Below are 22,709 nucleotides of genomic sequence, written 5' to 3'. Positions count from 1 at the left end.
TCGTCTAATAATCGATGTATACCCTTAACTAGTCCGACTATTTTGCATGCAATCGGCGTAATGCTGCGATCCAGCACAGGCGCATTTACAGAAAGCATTTATAAATAGTCGGACTTCTTTCAGCCGTTATCGGACTTTAGCGCGGCGAGCGTCTCAGACGTCGTTTCCACGACGATCAATCCCGCGCGCAAGCCAGGCTTCACGGTTGGATTGGGAAAGACGATGCGCTCTTCGTCGCGCGATACAACGTAGCGATAGTCCCCGTCGACGGCAAGCTGCGCCCCTTTCGCAAGCGGCGTGAAATTCGGCACGTCGGCGGCGAGGTTCAGTTCGAACGCTTCGCTCAACTTCGTAATCTGATCGACGACGGAAAACGCGCGCGGCATCGGCGATTCGCCGCGGAACGGCGCGCCTGATATCAATGCGCGCACGGCGTCATCGGCCGCGGCGAAACGCGTCAGGTCGTTTTCCCCGAACGGCCGGACCTTGCCGAGCTCGAGCGTGCAGGCCGTTGCGCCGAAAGTCTCGGCCGTGAACTGCGTGTAGGTATTCCCTTTCGCCGTATGCAGCAATACCGCGGCGATCCGTGCCCGCGCGAGCCAATCGAACATCTCGCGCGACGGACACCCCTCCGTATGCGGCAGCAGCGCGAACTGCTCGAAGACGGAGGCGCGGATGGCCGTATGCATGTCGATATGCCAACGCATCTGGGCGGGCGGTGCGGCCGCGCCGGCGCCCGGGCCGAAAAATCGCTCGGCGGCCGCTTCGAGCGCCATCGCGCGCGGCGCCTCGTGACTTCCCGGCAAGCGCGCATGCCGCCCGCAAAAAAGCCGATTCAAATCATCGTCGATATAGCGGCAACCCTCGCGCATCGCGTCGAGATTGCCGAGGACGACGAGAAGCCGGCAGGCGAGCGGCAGCGCCCCGGCCGCCAGCTCGGCAACGAGCCGCGAAAGGAGCTCGATCGGTGCTGTCTCGTCGCCATGCACGCCGGCCGAAAGCAGCACGCTCGCCGGAACGCATCCCGGGCGTGCCGCCGGATCCGCCGACGTCGGTTCCAGCTCGAGCAGTCCGCCGCCGCGCCACGTGTACCGTAGGTCGGCGCACTCGCCGGCAGCCTCTCCCGCGCCGGGCTGCGCTCCCGACAGCGTGAAGCCGAGAAAATCGGCGAGCATCGGCGGCAGCTTCGATTCAGCGCTGGAAGTCATAGAGCGATCCCACGCCGAGAATCTGCGTGAGCTCATCGAGCGCCGTCCGCGATTCGACGATCAGCGCCGGATCGGCCAAATCCTCAGGCGCGAGCCGATCGCGATAGTGCTTGCCGATCCATCCGTCGAGTCGCACGAACAGCGCATCGTCGATCCAGACGCCCGGCTTCACCGCCGCTCGTTCCGCCTCGTCGAGAACGACGCGCAAGCGCAGGCAAGCGGGCCCCCCGCCGTTCTTCATGCTTTCACGCAATTCGAAGACGAGCACTTCGCCGATCGGCCCGCCACCGGCGACGAGGTCGTCGAGATAGGCCGACACGCGCGGGTTCTCACGGCACTCCTGTGGAACGACGAGCACGTCGCGGCCATCGGGCCGCGTCACGAGCTGGCTGTTGAAGAGATACGACGAGACGGCGTCGGACACGGTCACGCGCGCGTCGGGCACCTCGATGAAGTTGAACGTCGCATCCAGACGCGATAGTTGTGCGCGCAGCCGATCGTAGACGCCCGCCTGATCGACGAACGCACGTTCATGGCAAAAAAGCGTCTCGCGATTGCCGACGGCGATCACGTCGTTATGAAACACGCCCTCGTCGATCACCTCGGGGTTCTGCTGCGCATAGACCGTCGCGTCTTCGCGCAAACGGTGGCGCTGCGCGACGGCGCGGCTCGCCTCGAACGTCTGGCGCGCCGGATAGCGCCGCGGCTCGGGCCCGCGCCGATATTCGCTGCGCCCGTAGACGAAGAACTCGACGCCGCGCTCGCCGTATTGCGAGCAAAAGCGCGTATGGTTCGCCGCCCCTTCGTCGCCGAGCGCGGGCGTGCCTGGCAGCGCCTCGTGCACGGCAAAGTGCCGCTCGTCGGCGAAGATCGCCGCCAGCGTGCGGCGCGTCGCTTCGTGCTCGATCGCGCGATGCAGCTTGCTCGTCAGATTGGCCGGCGTGAAATGCACGCGCCCGTCCTCGGTATCGGCCGAGGGGCTGACCGTTGCGGCATTGGCGGTCCACATCGCCGACGCCGAGCTCGCCGCGGCAAGGAGCTCGGGCGCGTCCTTGGCCGCGCGCTCGATTACGCGCGCGTCGCTCCCAGAAAATCCGAGCTCACGCAGCAAGCGCAGCGACGGCCGCTCCTGCGGCGGCAACACGCCTTGCAAAAAGCCGAGATCGGCAAGCCGCTTCATCTTGCGCAAGCCTTGCTTTGCCGCCGCGAGTGGATTGGCGACCGTCTTCTCGTTCGTTTGCGAGGCGACGTTCCCGAACGACAGTCCCGCGTAGTTGTGCGTCGGCCCCACGAGCCCGTCGAAATTGGCTTCCCGTGCTTGCATCGTCGATCCTTCGTCGTTCCGTTTTGTTTAGTGCCCTGTCCCGCAAGTTCCTTTGATATGAAATCGCCCAGATGGCCGCCAGGACGGCGTCGCTCGTCGTTGCCATAGCTACGGCTATGGCGCCTCCTCCCTCCTTGCCTGACGACCATCTGGACAATTTCATTTATCAAAGAACGTACGGGACAGGGCACTAGCTCTCTAGAAATGGAGCCCCGGCGGCGTGCTCGCGGGCATCCGCAGCTGCGCGCTCTCGACCGAGGCCATCGGATACGCGCAGTAATCGGCCGCGTAATAGGCGCTCGGCCGATGATTGCCCGAGCGCCCCGTGCCGCCGAAAGGCGCCGCCGACGACGCACCGTTCGTCGGCCGGTTCCAGTTCACGATGCCCGCGCGGATCGTGCGGTGAAACTGCGTCCACGCCGCCTCGTCGTCGGCCAGCAGACCCGCCGAGAGGCCGTAGACCGTATCGTTCGCGCGCTCGATCGCCTCGTCGAGCGTCGCATAACGAACGATCTGCGCAAGCGGGCCAAAGTGCTCTTCGTCGGGCAGATCGCGTACTTCCGTTACGTCGAGAACGGCGGGACTCACGAAGCCGAGCTCCGGGTCGCGCTGCTCCATCCGCAACAACGCATGCGCGCCGCGCTCGATGAGCTTGTCTTGCGCCGCGACGAGGCGCGCGGCCGCTCGCGCCGATACGACGGCGCCCATGAAAGGCTGCGGCTCAGCGTCGTAACGTCCGTAGGCAATGCGCGATGTCACGTCGACGAAGCGAGCGACGAAACGATCGCCGAACGCTCCGCGCGGCACGAAGATTCGACGCGCGCAGGTGCAGCGCTGTCCGGCCGACAGATACGCGGACTGAATCGTGTGATGAACGGCGGCGTCGATGTCAGCCACCTGCGCGACGACGAGCGGATTGTTGCCGCCCATCTCGAGCGCGAGCACGATCTCGGGCCGCCCGCCGAACTGCTTGTGGAGCAGCGTGCCCGTATCGGAGCTGCCCGTGAAGAAAAGCCCGTCGATCTGCCGATGCTGGGCGAGCGCGATGCCCGTCTCCTTCTCCCCTTGCACGAGGTTCAGCACGCCGGCGGGCAACCCGGCATCGCGCCACGCCTCAACCGTTGCGTGCGCCACGGCCGGCGCAAGCTCGGACGGCTTGAAGACGACGCAGTTGCCGGCGATCAGCGCGGGCACGATATGTCCGTTCGGCAAGTGGCCGGGAAAGTTGTAGGGGCCGAAAACGGCGACGACACCATGCGGGCGATGCCTCAAGACCGCGACGCCGTCGGCCATCGCCGTGCGCTTCTCGCCCGTGCGCTCGTGATAGGCCGCGATCGAGATGTCGACCTTCGCCGCCATCGACGCGACTTCGGTGCGCGCCTCCCACAACGGCTTGCCAGTCTCGCGGCCGATCGCGTGAGCGAGCGCTTCCTTACGCTCGGCGAGGATCGCGGCGAAACGGCGCGCGATCTCGCAGCGCGCTTCGAGCGACGTCGCCGACCAGCTCGCAAACGCGCGCCGCGCGCTCATGACGGCGCGCTCGACGTCGTCGGCCGTCGCGCTTTTGCCCTCCCAGACGATCTCGCCCGTCCCGGGATTGCGCGAGCAGAACGTGTGGCCGTTCGCCCCGACCCACGCGCCATCGATAAAAAGTCCTGTCATTTCGATCATCCCTGCTGGTTTCTGGTCAGCGCGAGCACGCGCACGGCATCACCCTCGCGCACGTGCAGCGCGGCGGCATCGGCGGCCGCGAGACGCATCGCGCCCCCTTCGGCCACGCCCGGCACCATGCCGACACGAAAATCGGTGAGCATCGTGTTCGACACGAGCGCGCGTGGTGCTCCCGCAGCGCCCTCCGAGTCGGCCGGCCGTGCGGCCGAGGCCTCGTCGATGACCACCGGCACGACGACGCTCTCGCGCATCGTGCGCAAGTCGTCGATGTGGCATTCGAGCACGGGGCCGGCGTCGAAAATGTCGACATGATTCTCGTAGCGCAGCCCCTCCGCTTCGAGCATCTTGCGCGCGGGCGCCGTGTCGCGATGCGTCTTGCCGATGGCGAGCTGCGCCTCTTCGGGCAGCAGATCGGCGTAGACCGGATAGCGCGGCATCAACTCGGCGAGAAACGATTTGCGGCCGTGCGCGCTCAGATAGTCGGCTTCGTTGAAGTCGATCTGATAAAAATGCACGCCCACGGCGCGCCAGAACGGCGACGTGCCGTCGGCGTCGAAATGCCCGCGCAACTCGGCGCAGAGCCGGTCGGGGAAGCGATCGCGGAACTGGGCGATGAACATGAAGCGCGAACGCGACAGCAACCCGCCCACGCCGTGCGCGCGGTAACGCGGCGAGAGGAACAGCGAGCAGACCTCGGCATAGCCCGTGAGATCGTGCGCGATGTTGAGCAGCGACATCTTGGTCCAGACGCCGAGCTCCTGGCTCGCGTGCACGACCGTGCTCACGCGGTAGTTGTAAAACGGCTGCTCGAGGCCGACCGCTGTCTCGATCCCGCAGACGCCGGCCACGTCGCCCGTCGCGGAATCCTCCATGACGAAGAAGTAGCCCGATTCCTGCGGCGCGGCGCGGCCCTCGATCGTCTTTTTCGATCGCTCGATGCGCGCGACGAGCGCATCGCGATCGGGCTTGAACGTGGTGAGCCCGGGGCCCGTTTCCTGCGCGAGCGCGACGAGCGCGTCGATGTCACCAGTCGTGACGGCGCGAACGACGATCATCGGCGAGCTCCTTGCGCAGCGGATGCGGAACGGACTGAACTGCGACCGGCGGAAGGCTCGCGGTAGACATCGGCGTCATCGTCCGCCGCCTCGCCCGGATCGGCCGCGCGCCGATGCAGCGGCACGCAGCGAACGAAATCGCCATGCACGACCTCGAGCACGGCACGAGCCGCCGACGCGAGCGTCGCGCCCTCGCTTTCGTCGGCGGGCAGTTCGGCCAATAGGCAGCGAAACTCGCCCTCGCGGTTGCTGGCGACGAGATAGGTCTGCGTGTCAGGCACTTGGGACGCGCCGGCCGCAGCCACTGCTCCGCCCGCCGACTCGGCCGCCGTCTCGGGCGTGCGCGGTGCGCCGGCGGTATGCCTCGGCTCCGCCGTCTCGCGCACCGTGCGCGTTTCATTGTGCGTGACGCACGCGCTGCGATCGACGTGCGCGGTCAGCACCGGCCCCGCATCGAAGATGTCGACGAAGCGATCCGGCTCGAAACCTTCCTCGAGGTGAATGTCGTAAGCCAGCAAGCTCTTCGGGTTGGGCTCGCCGAGCACGCGCTGCGCGGCTTCGGGCAGCAGCGGCACGTAAAGCGGATAAGACGGCATCACCTCGGCAATGAACGTGGCGCTGCGCCCGCCCGAGATTTTCTCGATTTCAGGAAAGTCACGGCCGAAGAAGCGCCGGCCCACGGCCTCCCAGAACGGTGACACACCGGCATCGTCGGTCACGCCCAGCAGCAGCGAAAACACCTCGGATGTGAAGCGCCGGCGATTCGCGGCGACGTAAATCATTCGCGCGCGCGAGAGCAGGTGTGCCGCCGCGGCGGCAGCTTGCGGCGGGAGCGCTTCCGATCGCGCGTGAACGCCGTCCAGCACCGACGGGTCGAGATAGAAACCGGCAAGCCGGCTCTTGCCCGTCAGCTCGTGCGACATCGTGAGCGCATGAATCTTGCGGCTCACACGGAGCTCTCGCGACGCATGGATCAACGCGTCGTTGCGAAAGGCGTAGAACGGCGCCGCGTAGCCGGCCGAGGCGACGATGCTCGACGTGCCGAGCAGTTCGCCCGTCGCACTGTCTTCGAGCACGAAGAGATAGAACTCCTCGCCCGGGAAGTCCACGTCCGCGCGAAACGAATCCTCGGAGAGCGCGACGCGCGCTTCCAGTGCCTGCCGATCGTGCGGCAGCGAATGCAGCACGGGCCGCGCCGCGCGGGCCATTTTCTCGAGCGCGTCGAGGTCGGAGAGTCTTCCGGGGCGTACGAAAAGCATCGTCGTTCCAGTCTCGGTGGCCTGCCCGATCAACGCGCCGCGACGTTCGTCGCGCTCGCGGCCTGGCTTGCTTCGGCGCTCGCGCCGGCAACCTGCTCGACCGCCTTCTCGAGCCGCCGCAGCCCCTCTTCGAGGTCGGCGTCGGCAATGACGAGCGACGGGGCAAAGCGCAAAACGTTCGGGCCCGCGATCAGCAGCATCAGGCCGTGCTCGGCCGCCGCGTTGACGAAATCCTTCGCGCGGCCTTCGTAGGTCGAAGTCAGCTCCGCGCCGATCAAGAGGCCCTTGCCGCGAATCTCCTTGAAGAGACCGAAGCGCTTGCCGAGCGCATCGAGCCGCGCAATCAGCGTCGCACCGCGTTGCTTGACGCCTTCGAGCAGCGCCGGATCGCTGACGAGTTCGACGACCTTGTCCGCGATCGCGGCGCCGAGCGGGTTGCCGCCGTATGTCGTGCCGTGCACGCCGACCTTGAAATGCGCGGCGAGCTCTTTCGTGGTCAGCATTGCGCCGATCGGAAAGCCGTTGCCGAGTGCCTTGGCCGTCGTCAGGATGTCCGGCGTCACGCCCGTGTCCATATAGGCATAGAAATGCCCCGTGCGGCCGACACCGGTCTGCACTTCGTCGAAAATCAGCAGCGCGCCATGCGCGTCGCACGCCTCGCGCAGCGCCCGCAAGAACGCCGGATCGGCCGGGATCACGCCGCCCTCGCCCTGGATCGGCTCGACGATGACGGCGCACGTCTGCGGGCCGATGGCCTCACGCGCCGCCGCAATGTCGTTGTAAGGCAGATGGCGGATGCCGGGCGGCACCGGGCCGAAACCTTCCGCGTACTTCGGCTGGCCGCCGACACTGACGGTGAAGAGCGTGCGCCCGTGAAACGACTGTGCGAACGAGACGATTTCGAACTTCTCGGCACCATGCCGCTCGACGGCCACACGCCGTGCGAGCTTCAGCGCCGCCTCGTTCGCCTCGGCGCCCGAATTGGCAAAAAACGCCCGTTCGGCGAACGTCAACGCCTCGAGACGCTTCGCGAGGCGCAACACCGGCTCGTTCGTATAGGCGTTGCTGACGTGCCAGAGCCTTTCGCCCTGCTCGCGCAACACGCGCACGAGCTCGGGGTGCGCGTGGCCGAGCGCCGTCACCGCGATGCCGCCCGTGAAGTCGATATAGTCGCGCCCTTGCGAGTCCCATACGCGCGAACCTTGGCCGCGCACGGGAATGAAAGGCGCGGGCGAGAACACGGGCACCATGACGTCGTCGAACGTCCGGCGGTCCACAGCGAATTCGTTCATGGCAGATTCCTCGTTGAGGTAATGGCGATAGTTTAGAAAACGTTCGCGGCTCCGTCTTGCTCATGCGCGACGCGATTTATCGGGGTTCGCCGCACCCTATTCGTTTCGCGTCGCCCCGCGCGGCTCGGCATCGAGCGGCTCGATGAGGGCGCCGACAGGCGGTTCCGCCGCAAAAGGCGCACCCGTCCCCTGTTGCTTGGCGATCCAGCTGCGGCGCTCCTCGCGCGGCGTGATGCCGAACCGCTCACGATAGGCATTGGAAAAGTGCGCCGCCGATGAAAACCCGCAGGCAAGGCTTACCTGCACGATCGACTTGCTCGTGCGCCGCAACTGCATCTGCGCTTTCGTCAGGCGCAGGCCGAGGTAGTACTTCGACGGCATGGCGGCGAGATATTGACGAAAGAGTCGTTCGAGCTGCCGGCGCGAAACCCCGACGAGCTCGGCGATCTCGTCCGTCGTCAGCGGATCCTCGATGTTGGCCTCCATCAGCTTCAACGCGTCGTTCAGCCGCGGATGGCGCTCGCCCGGCGCCGTGACATACGGAATGCGCTGACGTTCCTCGCCGGCGCGCAGCGCCCCGAGGCCCAGCGCATCCGCAATCCGGTGGGCGAGCTCGGGACCGTGATCGCGGGCAATCATCGCGAGCATGAAGTCGGCGCTCGCCTGCCCGCCGACGCAGGTGGCGCGGTCCCGATCGATCTCGAAGATCTGTTGCGTGACGATCGACCGTTCGAACTCCTCGGCGAACTGCTGAAAAGTCTCCCAGTTCACGCTGACGCGGTATCCCGAGAGCTGGCCCGCCATCGCCAGCCACCAGACGCCGTGATGAATGCCGGTGACGAACGGCGTGCGCTGACCAACGCGCGAAAGCGCCGCGAGAAAAAGCCGGTAATCGGCGAACTGCTGAAAGCGCTCGGTCACGACGATGAGCCAATCGCAGGCGACGCCATCGCCGAACGCTCCGTGGGCCGGCAACATCGCGCCGCCGGAGAGCGGCACCGGGCGTCCGTCCCACGAATAGACTCGCGCCTGATAGAGCAAGCGGCCGTCGATTTCGTTCGCGAGCGTGAATGCGTCGACGATCGATCCGATGCCCGACATCGAGACCGGCGGCAACGCGACGATCGCGACTTCGATTGCACGGACCGGCGCCGACGAACGGTCGAGCGTCCGCGTGGAGGAAGGGGCCGCGGGAAGCACGGCGGCCTCGCGCGCGCGCATTCGCCTTACTTGAGGCTGCCCGAGAGGAACTGCCTCAGGCGCTCGCTCTTCGGCTGCGTCAGCACGATCGAAGGATCGCCTTCCTCTTCGGTACGCCCTTGATGCAGGAACATCACGTGATTCGATACGTTGCGCGCGAAACCCATCTCATGCGTGACGACGATCATCGTGCGGCCTTCTTCGGCGAGCTTCTGCATCACTTTCAGCACTTCGCCGACGAGCTCGGGATCGAGCGCCGAGGTCGGCTCGTCGAAGAGCATGACGTCGGGATGCATCGCGAGGGCGCGCGCGATCGCCACGCGCTGCTGCTGCCCGCCCGACAGATGCGACGGGTATTGCTTCTCGAGCCGCGGCGCGAGGCCCACCTTTTCGAGGTATGTTCGCGCGCGCTCCTCCGCCTCGCGGCGCGAGAGCCCGAGCACATGAATGGGCGCCTCCATCACGTTTTCGAGCACGGTCATGTGCGCCCACAGATTGAAGTGCTGGAAGACCATCGCGAGCTTCGTGCGAATCCGTTGAAGCTGCTTGTGGTCAACAACTTCGAGATCGCCCGAGCGATTCGGCTTCGTCCGCACCGCTTCTCCGTCGACGATGATCTGCCCCGCGTTCGGCCGCTCGAGGAAGTTGATGCAGCGCAAGAACGTGCTCTTGCCGGATCCGCTCGCGCCGATGATGCTGATGACGTCGCCGGCCTTCGCCTCGAGCGTAACGCCCTTCAACACTTCGTTGTCGCCATACCGCTTGTGGACGTCGAGCGCCGCGAGCTTGGCGGCGGCGGATTGAGAAGTCTGTTGGAGCACGATGCTCTCCCTGGAGCCTGATCAGTGACGGCCGACGGCCAAATACGCGAGCCAGCGCCGCTCGGCGCGCCTGAACGCCGCAACGAGTGCGAACGATACCGCAAGATAGATCAGCGCGGCGATGCCGAACGCCTGAAACGACATGTAGGTCGCCGAGTTGGCGTCGCGCGCGACCTTCAGGATGTCGGGCACCGTAGCGGTGAACGCCACCGTCGTCGCATGCAGCATCAGGATGACCTCGTTACTGTACAACGGCAGCGCGCGTCGCAGCGCCGAAGGCAGGATGACCCGACGGTACATCGTCATGCGGCTCATGCCGTAGGCGCACGCGGCCTCGACCTCGCCATGCGTGATCGAGCGGATCGCGCCGGCGAAGATCTCGGTCGTGTAGGCACCCGTGTTGAGCCCGAACGCCAAAATCGCGCAGTTCAGGCCGCTGCGAAAAAACTCGCCCGCTACCGGGTGCGCGCGCACGATCGCGAGGCTGTAGACACCGCTATAGATGAGCAACAACTGTACATAGAGCGGTGTGCCGCGAAAGACGTAGGTATAGCAGCGCACGGGGAGCGAGAGCCAGCGGTTCTTCGAGACGCGGGCCACCGCGAGCGGCACCGCCATGACGAAGCCGATCGCGAGCGAGGCAACGAGCAGCCACAGCGTCATCGCGAGGCCGGAAACGCCCTGGCCGTCCCAATAGAGAAAGGCACGGCCGAATTGGGAAAGAATCTCGATCATAGGTCCGCCTGCCTGACACCCATCGAATAGCGTTTATCGAGCCACGCGAGGGCGACGTTCGAAACCGTCGTGATCGCCAGATAGATGAGCGCCGCCACCAGGAGGAAAAAGAACATGTTGAACGTGCTCTTGCCTGCATCCTGTGCGGCCTTTACCACGTCGGCGAGGCCGATGATCGAAACGAGCGCCGTGGCCTTGACGAGCACTTGCCAGTTATTGCCGATGCCGGGCAGCGCAAAGCGCATCATCTGCGGAAACAGGATGCGCGCGAAGACGCGCGCCCCGTTCATGCCGTACGCCATGCCCGCCTCGAGCTGGCCTCGCGGCACGGCCAGGAAGGCGCCGCGAAACGTCTCCGTGAAATAGGCCCCATAAATAAAGCCGAGCGTCAACACACCGGCCGCGAACGGGTCGATGTCGATCTGCGCCATCCCGAGCGTGTCGGTCAGTTGGTTGACGCCGATCTGGATGCTGTAGAAAAGCAGCAGCATCAGCACGAGGTCGGGCACCGAACGGATCAACGTCGTATAGGCCGTTGCGACGGCCGTCATGGCCTGGCTGCGAGAAAGCTTAGCGAGCGCGCCGGCCAGTCCGAGCAGGACGGCAACGCCGAGCGACAGCAGCGAAAGCTCGACCGTTCGCAGCGCGCCCGCCAGGAGGATTGGGCCGAAACCGTAAAGGAACACACGCGTCTCCGTTTTTGAGTCGTTCGTCATTCGGGGCCGATCGTCGCAATCGGAAAAACTTTGTTCAAATGGGGGCCTCGCAGTCTGCTGCACTGCAATATCCGATTGCCGGGAGCTCGATGCCGCGGCAAGCCGTGTTTCCCGATGCATCGACGCCGCCGATAAGCCGATCGGCCAAGTGCCATTGCACAAATTTCGCGTCGCTTTTTTGATATTCGGGCGGCCGACGATCGCGTCACGATCTGTGGGTATCGTCGGACAAGAACACAACATGGTTCTCGCGGGAGCAGAAAAGCGAACCGGCCGTCACCTTGCGATGAGCGGCCGGTAATTCCTTACGGTGCGCGATGCGATGCAATGCGCCGCGTGCGCCAACGCGCAATCTATCGCACGAGGTCGTGATCGCGCGTTTTGTCCGGCTCGTTCTCGCCCCCGGCGTCCGCATGCGCCGACGCTTCGGCCGTTGAATGGGCCGCGGCCGGTGCGCGCCGAAGATTCATTTGGCGGCGAGCCCGCCCAAGCTCGGCGAGCTGCCATGATCCGAGCGCGATGGAGCCGAAAATGACCTCGCGCATCCGCTTGACGAGCGCGAGCGAAAGCGCGACTTGGTGATCGACACCGAACATCTGCGCGAGCACGACGACGGCCGCTTCCTGCACGCCAAGGCCGGCCGGCACCATGAAGGCGGCATGACGGACGGCCTGCGTGAGCGCTTCGATGGCGACCGCGCCGCTCACCGACACGGGATGGCCGAGCATGGCGAGCGCCCAATAGGTTTCGAGCGCGCCGAGCAGATAACCCGCGAATTGCCAGAGGAAAGCGCGCAGCAATGTGCCGGGGCGCGACATCAGCGTATCGATCTCGGCATCGAGCCGCTTGCCGTCGATCCCCTGCAGCAATTGGTGTTCGTTGCCGAGCACGCGCGCCGCGAAACGCTCGATCGCGTGGAAGACGCCGCCGCGCCGCAAAAGGGCGACCGCGAGCACAGGCAACGGCAACGACAAGGCGAGCGCCAGCGCAATGGTCTTGACGCCGCCGCCGTCGGTCGTCGCGAGAATCAGCACGAGCCCGAGCGCGGAGAATGCGTATTGGACGGCGATCGTAATGAGCACCTCGACGATCACCGATGCGCTGACAAGGCTCGCATCGTGCACGCGCCAGCGCGCAAGGCGAATGCCGACGATTTCGCCGCCGACGCCGACAGAGGGCAAGAGGCGGCTCACCGCCTCACGCACCGATGCGATCCACCAGAGGAAGGCGAGCGGCGCACGCCGGCCCAGCAATACGTACCATGCGACCGCATCGAGCAGCAGCGGCAGCGCATGGAACGGTACGAGCCAAAGCAACGCGAAACCGGCTTGCCCGATCACATGAACGACGTCGCCGACGCCCTCGTGCACGACGAGCGCCAGCAGAATCGCCACGCCGATCGGCCATCCGGCCCACTTCAGCCATTTCGTCATAACCGGCCGCCCCCTCGCCCGACCCCGCCGGGAAAACGAGCATCGCCCGTGCCGCAGACGTCCATGAAACCGCCGCGCGCGATGCCCGCGATCGCCGCCGCCACGCGGGGCGAGACGAGTGCGGCGAGCTCATCGGCGTGGCGGTAGTCGCGCATCGACGGCGTGAGCGGCGCCGCGCCTGCTTCGGCCGGGTGACAGTAGATCTCGCCGACGCCGGCCGGCAAGCGAGCCAGCGCGTCGAGCATCGCCGCCTCGTCCATGCCGCCCGTGCGGGCGATACCGACGACGTAATCGTTATGGGCAATGCCGGCCCGCGCGAGGCGCGCGCGCATGAGCGCGATCCAAGGCGTGAGCCACCAGGGCGCATGCGCCTCGAACGGCAGGCGAATGGCGCGCAGGCCATACTCGCGGCCGATCGAGAGAACCAGCGAGAGTACCGTCGGATGCACATGGAAGTGCTTGTGCGCATTGACGTGATCGAGCGGCAATCCCGTCGCCGCGAACGCTTCGAACTGGGCGCGAATTTCGCGGGCGAGCTGGGCGCGTACCGTCGGAAGAAAGAAGAAGCGAAAGCCGTCGCGCACCATCGCATCGCCGAAGCGACCGTCGGCGCCGACGAGCGCCGGAATCTCGTTGGCCGGCAGCGTCGCGCGGCCGTCGGCGAGCACCAGATGAAGACCGACGCGCAAACCCGGCAGCCAGCGCGCCCGCTCGACGGCGTGGCGCGCGGCCGGCGCGCTGACCATGAGACTCGCGGACGTCAGCACGCCGTCGCGATACGCGCGCTCGACGGCCGCGTTCACGCGCTCATCGAGCCCGAAATCGTCGGCCGTGAAGATGAGCGCGCGCGCCGCCGGTGGGGTCAATTGATCATGCCTCGTGCGCGCGCAGGAAACGGAAGAACTCGACGCCTTCGCGCAGGCGCCGCTTCATCATCTCCCAGCTCGTCAGCATTTCGCGCACGATTTCCCAGATCTTCGAGGGACGGAAGTAGAACTCTTTGTAGAACTTCTCGAGATGGTGATAGATCTGCTCGCGCGACAGATGGTCGTAACCGATCGCCGCGAGCTGCACGCCTTCCTTGCTGACGAGGTTGATCGTCTTGTTCTCCTCGAGCCAGCCGTTCTCGACCGCCTGGTTGTAGAGAAAGGTGCCCGGATACGGCGCGGCGAGCGAGACCTGAATCGTGTGCGGATTGATTTCCTTCGCGTACTCGATCGTCTTCCTGATCGTCTCTTCGGTCTCGCCGGGCAGGCCGAGAATGAAGGTGCCGTGGATCTTGATGCCGAGCTTCTTGCAGTCGGCGTTGAAGCGCCGCGCGAAATCGGTGCGCAGGCCCTTCTTGATGTTGACGAGGATCTGGTCGTCGCCGGACTCGTAGCCGACGAGCAAGAGGCGCAGGCCGTTCTCCTTCATGACCTTGAGCGTCGAATACGGCACGTTCGCCTTCGCGTTGCATGACCAGGTCACGCCCAGCTTGCCGAGCCCGCGCGCGATCGCCTCCGCGCGCGGCGCGTCGTCGGTGAACGTGTCATCGTCGAACATGATCTCCTTGACTTCGGGCATGTTCTCCTTGATCCACTTTACTTCGGCAAGGACATTCTCGACCGAGCGCACGCGGTAGCGGTGGCCGCCCACGGTCTGCGGCCAGAGGCAGAACGTGCAGCGCGACTTACAGCCGCGGCCCGTGTAAATCGACACGTACGGATAATTGAGGTACCCGATGAAGTAGTTGTCGATCTTCAGATCGCGCTTGTAGACGGGCGCGACGAACGGCAGCTCGTCCATGTTCTCGATCATCGGACGCGCGCCGTTGTGCTCGATCGAGCCGTCCTTCGCGCGGTAGCTCAAGCCGAGGATCTCCGAGAACGGCTTGCCGTCCGCGACATCCTTGCAGGTGTAGTCGAACTCTTCGCGGCAGACGAAATCGATCGCCTCGGTGGCCGTGAGCGAGTTGTGCGGATCGACGGCAACTTTCGCGCCCACCATGCCGATCAGCAGCGAAGGCTTCCTCTTCTTGAGGTGCTCGGCGAAGAGCGCGTCGCTCGGAAACGACGGCGTGCTGGTGTGGATGATGACGAGGTCGTACTGCATCGCGATGTCGAGCGTCGCCTCGACCGAAACGCCGTCGGCCGGCGCGTCGAGCACGCGGCTATCGGGCACGAGCGCCGCCGGCTGCGCGAGCCAGGTCGGATACCAGAACGAACGGATTTCGCGCTTGGCTTGATAGCGCGAGCCGGCTCCGCCATCGAAGCCGTCGAACGAGGGGGCCTGCAAGAACAGGGTTTTCATGAATGCTCCGGCAACCTGTATGGATGCTGATGTCAAATGGGGAGAGCGCGTGAAGCGGTGCGCTCCCGACGATGTGCTTCCAAACCGATTCGTTCAGGGGCCATCGGACCCCTCTGCCACGCGCGCGACGACCGGCATGCGCGCGCCGCGCCAGGTCACGTGCGACCCGAACACCGCGATGAGCCATTGCACCGCGAGCAAAGCGTCGCGCAACGGCACGAGCGGCAAGTCCAGGCAGAACTCACGCGCATTGCGCGAACCGCGCGCATGCAAGCCGAGTCGCGCCAGCGTGCCGACGGCCGCGGAGCCGACGAGCGCGGCGTCGTGCACGAATGCGCCGCCGTGACCGAGCGCGAGCAGCGCCGCGGTCACGAGCCACGGCGACGTGAAGGTGATGAAGAGGAATGCGAAGCCGAGCGGATTGATCGAACGGATGGTGCGCAGCCAGCGCGTCTCGCGCGTCCAGAGCGACGAGAACTCCGACTCGATCACATCCGTGTCGACGACGACTTCCGAGAGCACCGTCGTCAAGCCGAGCTTGCGCGTGTGTTCGGCGAGCCAGTAATCGTCGGCAAGACAGTCCTTGAGCGCCTGGAAGCCGCCGATCTCGGCAAGCGTCGAGGCGCGCAGCGCGAGCGTCGCGCCAAAACCGAACTGTCGCGAGCCGGCCGCATGAGCGATGCGCACCGACGGCGCGAACCACTCGTTGATGAAGAGCGCGCCGACGTGCGTCCAGAAGCCGCCGACGCTGCGCGCCTTGTAAAGGCACGTCACGATCCCGACCTGCGGATCGGCCAGCGGCGCCGTGACCGATTCGAGATAGTCGGGCTCGACCGCGATATCGCTGTCGGCAAGCACGATAAGCGGGTGTTTCGCGTGCGCGGCGAGATTGATGAGGTTGCTGACCTTCAGGTTGTGCCCGTGCACGAGCGGATCGACGACGAGTTCTATCTCGCGCTGCGGATAAGCCGCCTGAAGCCGCCGCACGACGGCGATGGCCGGATCCTTCGGCGAGGAAACGCCCAGGAGCAGTTGATAGCAGGGATGCGTCTGCTCGCAGAACGTCGCGAGATTCTCGAAGAGCCGCGGCTCGGTGCCGCAAAGCGGCTTCAGCACGCTGACCGCTTCGCCCCACGGCCATACCGGCCGCGAGGCGCGCGGCGCGCCGTGCGTGTCACGGCCCCGCCTGGCGCTCGGCGCGAACGGCATGGCGACCGCCGCCACGAGCGCATAAGCCGCCGCGACGCAGCAAAGCGCGACGAGCAACCAATCCGAAATGAGCGATGTCGTCATTGTCGTCACGATCGTCACCGCGCGGCGCCGCTCGAAAGCATGGAATCGGTCGGAAAGCCAGGCGCGGCCGTTCGGATCGCGGACGACCGGAATGAAAAGACACTAGCTGGCACGTTTCTTACTCCTTCGTTCATCCCCGAGCGGCCATCAGGGCTGCCCGAGCCGCCGCCCGGCCCGGCGCGCACGGATCAGTCGGTGCCGCTGGCCGCTCGGTTCCGGTACGGGCCTTTCGCGTTCGCTCGGACGGCGGAAACGGGAACGAAGGTATCCCGGCGGACTTTCGGAAGTCCCCCGAATATCGCTCGAGAACCGCACCCGACGCACTGCCCGTGCGCTTTTATCGTCGATCGTGCGCGCCGCCGTTGCCATTGGCGCTATCGGCCGACTGTACGCAAACCGTAATCTGTTTTGCAAACGGGCAATTGTATCAGCGCGCGTGGCAAAGCGCTTCGAAACGGGCTGCCGCAACGGATCTCGTCGCCGGAGAGCAGCATTTATGCAACAAGCGGGCCTGCCGCGACGGTTTTTGGCGGCAGGGGGCGGGATCGCACGATGACGCGACGCAACAACTCATGTATCGTTAATTCCAAACCTGCATGACGCGCGAACGAAGCCATCATGAAAAACGTCCTCAGCATCCAGCCGCATGTTGTCTTCGGCCATGCAGGCAACAGTGCAGCCGTGTTTCCGATGCAACGCCTCGGCGTCAATGTCTGGCCGCTCGAGACGATGCAGTTTTCCAATCATATGCAGTACGGCCACTGGGCGGGCAGCGCGATCGACGCGCCGCAAATGGCCGAGCTCGTCGAAGGCATCGGCACGATCGGCATGCTGCGGCGCTGCGACGCCGTTCTGTCCGGCTATCTCGGCTCGACTTCCCAGATCGACGCCGTCGTCGAGATCGTGCGCTCGGTCAAAGCGGCGAACGCCGGTGCCTGGCACTTCGCGACCCCTGTCATCGGCGCGGGCGCCGGCTCGAGCGTCGACGAGTATCTGCTCGAGAAGATCCCCGACATCGCCGACGGCCTCGCGCCCACGCACGATGCGTTGCAAAAGCTGGCCGGCCGCACGATCGAGACCGTCGACGAAGCCGTCGTGGCGTGCCGCGAGCTGATCCGGCGCGGGCCGCAGGTCGTCTGCGTCAAGCAGTTGCGCGACCGCAACAGCCCGGCCGACCGCATCAATCTGCTCGCGGTGACGCACGACGAAGCATGGCTGTGCCAACATACGCGCTACCCCTTCGCGCGGCAGCCCGTCGGCGTGGCTGAGCTGACGAGCGCGATCTTCGTCGCGCGCCGGCTTCTCGGCGACACGGTGCGCACGGCACTCGAACACACGGTGTCCGCCGTCCACGCTGTGCTGAAGGCGACCTTCGACGCCGGTCGCTACGAGCTCGAGCTCGTCGCCGCGCAGGACGATATCGCCAAGCCGCGCGAGTGGCTCGGTGCCTGGCTCGCCGAAACGGCCTAGCGTCGCGCGGCTTTGCGCGCCGAACCGTTGCTAGACCGCTGAATCACCGCCACCGGCGGAAAGCCCCCTCGAGACGCCCTTAGCGTAATCCCTTATCTCGCCAAAATCCGGCGTGGCGAGCGTGTTTGCCCTGATTGCCCGCGCCGGTCGCCTGTGCCGAAATGCGCATGCGGAGCGACGCGAACGGTCAAGACGCACGCATATTGGCTTCCTATATTCGCGTCGAATGGCTGCCGCCGGGCGTCAACCCGCGCCCGAACCGCCCCTTGGGCGCCTGCGGCATGTCGAGGAAAACCACGAACGCCAGGAGGTCCCGCCACACGAGCGCGTCATCGAATAACTAGAAACACATTAGAGCCGTGCGCCGGCTCGGGTCCACTCGGATCGGGGTTGGGAGTGTCTTTGCGAGAGCCGGCATGCACGCCGTAGCCGTTTTCCATGTTTGCCGACAAAGGAAAGAACATGCGTATTGCGAAGACGATCGCCCCTATCGCAGTTGCCGTTGGAACGCTTCTCGCCGCTGTGCCGCTCACCGCTTCGGCGGACGTGACAGTCAAAATCGGCTTTGCCGCGCCGCTTACGGGCCCCAACGCGAACTACGGCGCTGACCTCAAGAACGGCGTGCAGATGGCCCTCGACGACGCGAAGGCCCAAGGCATCAAGATCAATGGTCAGACGGTGGACTTCCAGCTTGTCTCCGAAGACGACCAGGCGGACCCGCGCACCGGCACCCAGGTCGCGCAAAAGCTCGTGGATGAAGGCGTCAATGTCGTCATCGGCCACTTCAACTCCGGCACGACGATTCCTGCCTCGGTGATTTACGAGAAGGCCGGCATCCCCGATATCGATCCCGCCGCGACGAATCCGACCATCAGCGGCCGCGGATTCAAGAACATGTTCATGGTCATTTCCAACGATGCCCAAAACGCCGGCACGGCGGGCACGTATGCCGTGGAGGTGACGAAGGCCAAGCGTATCGCCATCATCGACGACCGCACTGCGTTCGGACAAGGCGAGGCGGACGAGTTCGCCAAGGCGGTCAAGAAGGCGGGCGGAAATATCGTCGGGCGCGAATACACGACCAATTCCGCCACCGACTTCAAGACGCAACTCACGAGCCTCAAAGGCAAGAATCCCGATCTCATCTTCGTGGGCGCGCTCAATCCGCAGGCCGCCGGCATCATGAAGCAGATGCGCCAGCTCGGCATGAAGGCGCAGTACGTCGGCGGCGGCGGCGTGAAGGATATCGACTTCATCAAGCTTGCTGGCGACGACGCCGAAAACGCCGAGGCATGGGAGTATGGGCGCCCGCTCGACAGCACGCCCGTCGGCAAGACCTTCGCCGACAACTTCAAGAAGAAGTTCGGCGTGGATGTGCTCTCCTATGCGCCGTTCGGCTACGACGCGACCTGGACCGCAATCAAGGCGATGCAGGCGGCGAACTCAGCCAAGCCCGATGATTACCGTGCGAAGCTGAAAGACATCAGCTTCGATGGCATCACGGGACATATCGCGTTCAATCCGGACGGCTCGCTGAAGGGCGCCTCGTCGACGATGTATCAAGTCAAGAACGGCCAATGGGTGACGGTCGTCACCAAGAGCGCGGAGTGATCGCGGATCTGATCGGCGCCCATCGACACCCGGCAGTACTTCTTCAGCGTCGATGGGCGCGCATTGCCTCCTAAACCCATTCGGAGGTCGACGTGACAGTATCCCGCTTGCGAAACATTCCCGGCATCGGTGTCGATCGCGTCGGCGACGCGGCGGATTCGATGCATGACGCCGACATCCTAAGGCTCGAGAATCTCGATACCGATTTGAGGCCGCCCGCCGAGGCCCTCGCGCGTACGCGCGACGCAATCGGCGACGACGCAGCCAACAGTTATCTGCCGTTTCTCGGGCAGTGGCCGCTGCGGCAGGCTGCCGCGCTACGCGTCGGCCGCGCGGCGGGTGTCGAATACGATCCAGCAAGCGAATGCGTCATATCGGCGGGCGGGCTCGCCGGCATTCTCAACGTGCTGCTGTCGATTCTCGAGCCCGGCGACGAGGTGGTGCTGACTGATCCAACCTATGCGGGCCTCATCAACCGTGTGCACCTGGCGGGCGGCGTGGCGAAGTTCGCGCGGCTCGAGCCCGGCGCCGACGGCTGGCGGCTCGGCATGGAGAGCCTCGCTGCCGCGATCGGGCCGCGCACGAAGGCGTTCCTCATCGCGTCCCCGTCGATGCCCAGCGGCTTTGTCGCATCGAAAGACGAATGGCGCGCGATCGCCGAGCATTGCGAACGGGCCGGTGCATGGCTCGTCTATGACGCGGCGATGGAGCGCATCGTCTTCGACGGCCGGGAGATCATCCATCCGGCCGGCATGCCGGGCATGCGGGAACGGACGATCACCGTCGGCTCACTCTCGAAGGAATACCGGATGATCGGCTGGCGCGTGGGCTGGATCGTCGGACCCGCATCGATCATGAACGACGTGCGCCTCGTCAGCTTGTCGAACGTCGTCTGTCAGGTCGGCATTGCCATGCCGGGCGCGACGGCCGCGCTCACGGCGACCGATGACGGTGTCGCGGCTGCCGTCGCCGAATGGGAAAGCCGGCGCGATTTCCTCATGGCCGAATTGGCCGATCTGCCACCCGTTGTTCGCCCGCACGGCGGCTGGTCCCTGCTCGTCGATACGCGCAGCCTCGGCATCGAGCCTGCCGACGCATCGCGATTGCTGCTCGCACACGGCAAGGTCGCGGCCACGCCGATGACGAACTGGGGACCGACGGCGGATCGCTATCTGCGATTGGTCTTCTCGAACGAGCCCGTTTCGCGGATGCGTGACGTTCGCGAACGCATACGTGCGTCATGGCGCCTGTGATGCGGAGCTGCCATCGGGCGTCACGGCATCACTGAGTCGTTCACCTGGCAAAGGTTCTGGTTGTACCAGGGATGTGTGTTTGCCGCGACGGCCGGACGGCGCCGCCTGCCCGCACCTGATAACATCCGACTCCAGTCCGCGGGCCACAGGGCTCGCTCAACGCCCGCACCACCGTCCAACGATTCGTCATGTCTTTGTTCAGCCTGCTCGATCCGTGGGAGCCCTCCCCCGCGCTCGTGGCCGTTTTCATTGCCGCCGCCCTGCTCTATGCGCGCGGCGCGCGGCGCATTTCCGTGACGTTCGCGCGGCGGGCCGCGTTCTGGTCAGGGCTTGCTCTTTTTTACATCGCGCTGCATACGCGGCTCGACTACTATGCCGAGCACCAGTTCTTCGTGCACCGCCTGCAGCATCTCGTGCTGCACCATCTCGCGCCATTGATCGTGATGGCCGGCTATCCGGGCGGCGTGCTTCGCGCGGGGCTGCCTCTGCGCTGGCGCATCTCGCTGCGGCGATGGCAACGCGGCACGGCCGCGCGCATGGCCGCCGCGGTCCTGCTCAACCCAACGTTCATTTCCCTGGCGTTCGTCATTTCGGTCGTGTTCTGGCTGATTCCGTCGATACAGTTCGTGGCGATGCTCGATTGGCGCATCTATACGTTCATGAACTGGTCCGTGGCCGCGAGCGGACTGCTCTACTGGTGGATGTTGCTCGATCACCGTCCCGCCCCGCCGAGCCGCACGCGTCCGGGCTTGAGAGTCTTGTCGCCCGTCATCACGATGACGCCGCAGATTCTCGTCGGCGCGATCATCACGTTCTCGTCGCGCGATCTCTATCCGGTTTTCACGCTGTGTGGCCGCGCGTTCACGTCGATCCCGCCGGTGCTCGACCAGAGCCTCGGCGGCCTCATCATGTGGGTGCCGGCAGCGGTGCTCGAAGCGATCGGGGCGATGATGGCCCTGCGGCATTTGATGCGGTTATCGGCGCGTGCGCCGCGCGGCGAGCAACAACGGCCCGCCGTCGCGCCTCGCCCGAGCGGGGCCGCGGTTTAGGAACCCCGGCTTCGCATCCGCGCGCGATAGGCACGAGGGCTCATTCCGAACTCGTTTCTGAACGCGCGATTGAAGTTGGACACATCGTCAAAGCCGCAATCGAGGGCAATATCGATGACCTTCGCGGGCTCATCCACCAGGCGCTCGACAGCGGCGCGCAATCGCGCCCGCAAGACGTATTGATGCGGCGTCGTACCCGTCACCCGCTCGAAGGTACGCAGAAAATGATAAGGGCTCAAACCCGCATGCCGGGCCAGGCCATCGACGCTGGTATCGCCGTCCGGCGACTCGTCGATCAGCCGGAGCACCTGCATCACGCGCTCGAGCGCCGCGGCCGAAACGGAGTTGCCCGCTTGCACGCGTTGCTCGGTCGTCTCTCGTAGCACGACGGCGGCAAGTGCCAAGGCCAGTTCATCCCAGGCAACGCCGGCACGCGCGGAAACACCGGCCGAAGCCGCCGCGACGAACGGCGCGAGCGCTCGCGAAGGCGCGACGCGGGCCGTGGGAAACCTCGCGCTAGCTCGGCGCAGCCCGGCATCCTCGGCGATTCGCTCGAAGCACTCTGGCGTGAGGCGAAACGCGACGCAACGGTCGCCCGCGCGGTGGCGATGGCCGCACTCGAAGCATTCGCCCGCGTTACCGAGCATGACCGAACCGGGCGTCATCAGCCCTCTTCCAGGCACGGACCGGTACTCGAACGCACCCGCCGCCACAAGGGCGATCAGTACCTGCTGATGGCGCTCCTCGAATGGCTTGTCACAAGGCCCGTGCGTACAAAGCACGTCCGCGACGTCCCAGCCCCGACCGGCCGCGATCACACGCGGCGCGACACGTCCTCGCGCGCCCGCCTCGCGCCGCAGCGCGAGCGCCTCGTCCAAGTCGGCCGCAATTTTTGCCAAGTTTCACCTCGCCGCGTTACCTACTATCGTCCTCGAGCCCGCTCGGGCGGATGGCAGACCCGTCGCCCGCTGCGCCGAAGACCGCGCCGGCACGGTCGGCCGGTAAGCGAATTCGATGAACGAAGGAG

General features: G+C 65.5%; 19 protein-coding genes. 4 read left to right on the top strand and 15 right to left on the bottom strand.

Going from position 1 to position 22,709, the window contains the following annotated elements; translation table 11 throughout:
• Positions 1-119: 119 nt before the first annotated feature.
• The 14 genes from astE to hpnI form a co-directional block, all read right to left on the bottom strand.
• Positions 120-1,208: a succinylglutamate desuccinylase gene (gene astE / locus C9I57_RS23335; RefSeq protein ID WP_107152982.1), complete on the bottom strand. Its 1,089-nt coding sequence runs from the start codon at positions 1,206-1,208 to the stop codon at positions 120-122.
• Positions 1,192-2,532, bottom strand: coding sequence for an N-succinylarginine dihydrolase (astB, locus tag C9I57_RS23330; RefSeq protein WP_107152981.1), 1,341 nt, complete (start codon positions 2,530-2,532; stop codon positions 1,192-1,194). Before astB ends, astE begins: the two co-directional genes overlap by 17 nt.
• A gap of 198 nt (positions 2,533-2,730) precedes the next feature.
• Positions 2,731-4,194 (bottom strand): succinylglutamate-semialdehyde dehydrogenase, encoded by a 1,464-nt coding sequence (gene astD / locus C9I57_RS23325; RefSeq protein WP_107153015.1) that lies wholly within the window; start codon positions 4,192-4,194, stop codon positions 2,731-2,733.
• Positions 4,195-4,199: 5 nt separating this feature from the next.
• The gene (astA, locus tag C9I57_RS23320) at positions 4,200-5,258 is read right to left on the bottom strand and encodes an arginine N-succinyltransferase (RefSeq protein WP_107152980.1); all 1,059 of its coding nucleotides are present in this window, start codon (positions 5,256-5,258) and stop codon (positions 4,200-4,202) included.
• Positions 5,255-6,517: an arginine N-succinyltransferase gene (locus C9I57_RS23315; RefSeq protein WP_107153016.1), complete on the bottom strand. Its 1,263-nt coding sequence runs from the start codon at positions 6,515-6,517 to the stop codon at positions 5,255-5,257. The genes astA and C9I57_RS23315 overlap by 4 nt, the downstream gene beginning before the upstream one ends.
• Positions 6,518-6,546: 29 nt before the next feature.
• Positions 6,547-7,809, bottom strand: a complete 1,263-nt coding sequence (locus C9I57_RS23310; protein WP_107152979.1) for an aspartate aminotransferase family protein — start codon at positions 7,807-7,809, stop codon at positions 6,547-6,549.
• A 96-nt stretch (positions 7,810-7,905) separates the two neighbouring features.
• Positions 7,906-9,030 carry a GlxA family transcriptional regulator gene (locus tag C9I57_RS23305; RefSeq protein WP_107152978.1) on the bottom strand — a complete coding sequence of 375 codons (1,125 nt, stop codon included), beginning with the start codon at positions 9,028-9,030 and terminating at the stop codon, positions 7,906-7,908.
• 5 nt (positions 9,031-9,035) lie between these two features.
• On the bottom strand, positions 9,036-9,830 hold the full coding sequence (locus C9I57_RS23300) for an ABC transporter ATP-binding protein (protein ID WP_107152977.1): 795 nt from the start codon (positions 9,828-9,830) through the stop codon (positions 9,036-9,038).
• Positions 9,831-9,851: 21 nt separating this feature from the next.
• Positions 9,852-10,565: an ABC transporter permease gene (locus C9I57_RS23295; protein ID WP_107152976.1), complete on the bottom strand. Its 714-nt coding sequence runs from the start codon at positions 10,563-10,565 to the stop codon at positions 9,852-9,854.
• A complete protein-coding gene (locus C9I57_RS23290) occupies positions 10,562-11,251 on the bottom strand; it encodes an ABC transporter permease (RefSeq protein ID WP_181321932.1) in 690 nt (229 codons plus the stop codon). The genes C9I57_RS23295 and C9I57_RS23290 overlap by 4 nt, the downstream gene beginning before the upstream one ends.
• Before the next feature lie 383 nt (positions 11,252-11,634).
• Positions 11,635-12,714 carry a lysylphosphatidylglycerol synthase domain-containing protein gene (locus C9I57_RS23285; protein WP_107152974.1) on the bottom strand — a complete coding sequence of 360 codons (1,080 nt, stop codon included), beginning with the start codon at positions 12,712-12,714 and terminating at the stop codon, positions 11,635-11,637.
• The gene (gene hpnK / locus C9I57_RS23280) at positions 12,711-13,580 is read right to left on the bottom strand and encodes a hopanoid biosynthesis-associated protein HpnK (RefSeq protein WP_107152973.1); all 870 of its coding nucleotides are present in this window, start codon (positions 13,578-13,580) and stop codon (positions 12,711-12,713) included. Before hpnK ends, C9I57_RS23285 begins: the two co-directional genes overlap by 4 nt.
• Positions 13,581-13,584: 4 nt before the next feature.
• Complete coding sequence (hpnJ, locus tag C9I57_RS23275; RefSeq protein ID WP_107152972.1) at positions 13,585-15,006, bottom strand: hopanoid biosynthesis associated radical SAM protein HpnJ; 1,422 nt, start codon at positions 15,004-15,006, stop codon at positions 13,585-13,587.
• Positions 15,007-15,099: 93 nt separating this feature from the next.
• Entirely contained in the window at positions 15,100-16,299 is a 1,200-nt protein-coding gene (hpnI, locus tag C9I57_RS23270) for a bacteriohopanetetrol glucosamine biosynthesis glycosyltransferase HpnI (protein ID WP_107153014.1), read from the bottom strand.
• Between the two features lie 618 nt (positions 16,300-16,917).
• On the opposite strand from hpnI, the gene pdxY reads away from it, so the two are divergent.
• The 4 genes from pdxY to C9I57_RS23245 all read left to right on the top strand — a co-directional run bounded on the left by pdxY (position 16,918) and on the right by C9I57_RS23245 (position 21,682).
• Positions 16,918-17,769 (top strand): pyridoxal kinase PdxY, encoded by an 852-nt coding sequence (gene pdxY / locus C9I57_RS23260; RefSeq protein WP_107152970.1) that lies wholly within the window; start codon positions 16,918-16,920, stop codon positions 17,767-17,769.
• 462 nt (positions 17,770-18,231) lie between these two features.
• Entirely contained in the window at positions 18,232-19,380 is a 1,149-nt protein-coding gene (locus tag C9I57_RS23255; protein ID WP_107153013.1) for a branched-chain amino acid ABC transporter substrate-binding protein, read from the top strand.
• A gap of 92 nt (positions 19,381-19,472) precedes the next feature.
• Entirely contained in the window at positions 19,473-20,633 is a 1,161-nt protein-coding gene (locus tag C9I57_RS23250) for a pyridoxal phosphate-dependent aminotransferase (RefSeq protein WP_107152969.1), read from the top strand.
• 188 nt (positions 20,634-20,821) lie between these two features.
• Positions 20,822-21,682, top strand: a complete 861-nt coding sequence (locus C9I57_RS23245) for a cytochrome c oxidase assembly protein (RefSeq protein WP_107152968.1) — start codon at positions 20,822-20,824, stop codon at positions 21,680-21,682.
• On the opposite strand, the gene C9I57_RS23240 is transcribed toward C9I57_RS23245, so the two are convergent.
• On the bottom strand, positions 21,679-22,581 hold the full coding sequence (locus tag C9I57_RS23240; RefSeq protein WP_107152967.1) for a helix-turn-helix transcriptional regulator: 903 nt from the start codon (positions 22,579-22,581) through the stop codon (positions 21,679-21,681). The genes C9I57_RS23245 and C9I57_RS23240 overlap by 4 nt on opposite strands.
• Positions 22,582-22,709 lie beyond the last annotated feature (128 nt).

The sequence above is a fragment of the Trinickia symbiotica genome, assembly GCF_003028655.1.
In the GTDB taxonomy this organism is placed as follows: Bacteria; Pseudomonadota; Gammaproteobacteria; order Burkholderiales; family Burkholderiaceae; genus Trinickia; species Trinickia symbiotica_A.
Note: the sequence above shows the minus strand (reverse complement) of the source record. Positions and strands in the feature narration are given on the sequence as shown.

Coding starts and splice junctions, on each gene's coding strand:
- astE (WP_107152982.1), bottom strand. CDS start 1,208: ATGACTTCCAGCGCTGAATCGAAGCTGCCGCCGATGCTCGCCGATTTT.
- astB (WP_107152981.1), bottom strand. CDS start 2,532: ATGCAAGCACGGGAAGCCAATTTCGACGGGCTCGTGGGGCCGACGCAC.
- astD (WP_107153015.1), bottom strand. CDS start 4,194: ATGACAGGACTTTTTATCGATGGCGCGTGGGTCGGGGCGAACGGCCAC.
- astA (WP_107152980.1), bottom strand. CDS start 5,258: ATGATCGTCGTTCGCGCCGTCACGACTGGTGACATCGACGCGCTCGTC.
- C9I57_RS23315 (WP_107153016.1), bottom strand. CDS start 6,517: ATGCTTTTCGTACGCCCCGGAAGACTCTCCGACCTCGACGCGCTCGAG.
- C9I57_RS23310 (WP_107152979.1), bottom strand. CDS start 7,809: ATGAACGAATTCGCTGTGGACCGCCGGACGTTCGACGACGTCATGGTG.
- C9I57_RS23305 (WP_107152978.1), bottom strand. CDS start 9,030: ATGCGCGCGCGCGAGGCCGCCGTGCTTCCCGCGGCCCCTTCCTCCACG.
- C9I57_RS23295 (WP_107152976.1), bottom strand. CDS start 10,565: ATGATCGAGATTCTTTCCCAATTCGGCCGTGCCTTTCTCTATTGGGAC.
- C9I57_RS23285 (WP_107152974.1), bottom strand. CDS start 12,714: ATGACGAAATGGCTGAAGTGGGCCGGATGGCCGATCGGCGTGGCGATT.
- hpnJ (WP_107152972.1), bottom strand. CDS start 15,006: ATGAAAACCCTGTTCTTGCAGGCCCCCTCGTTCGACGGCTTCGATGGC.
- hpnI (WP_107153014.1), bottom strand. CDS start 16,299: ATGACGACATCGCTCATTTCGGATTGGTTGCTCGTCGCGCTTTGCTGC.
- pdxY (WP_107152970.1), top strand. CDS start 16,918: ATGAAAAACGTCCTCAGCATCCAGCCGCATGTTGTCTTCGGCCATGCA.
- C9I57_RS23255 (WP_107153013.1), top strand. CDS start 18,232: ATGCGTATTGCGAAGACGATCGCCCCTATCGCAGTTGCCGTTGGAACG.
- C9I57_RS23245 (WP_107152968.1), top strand. CDS start 20,822: ATGTCTTTGTTCAGCCTGCTCGATCCGTGGGAGCCCTCCCCCGCGCTC.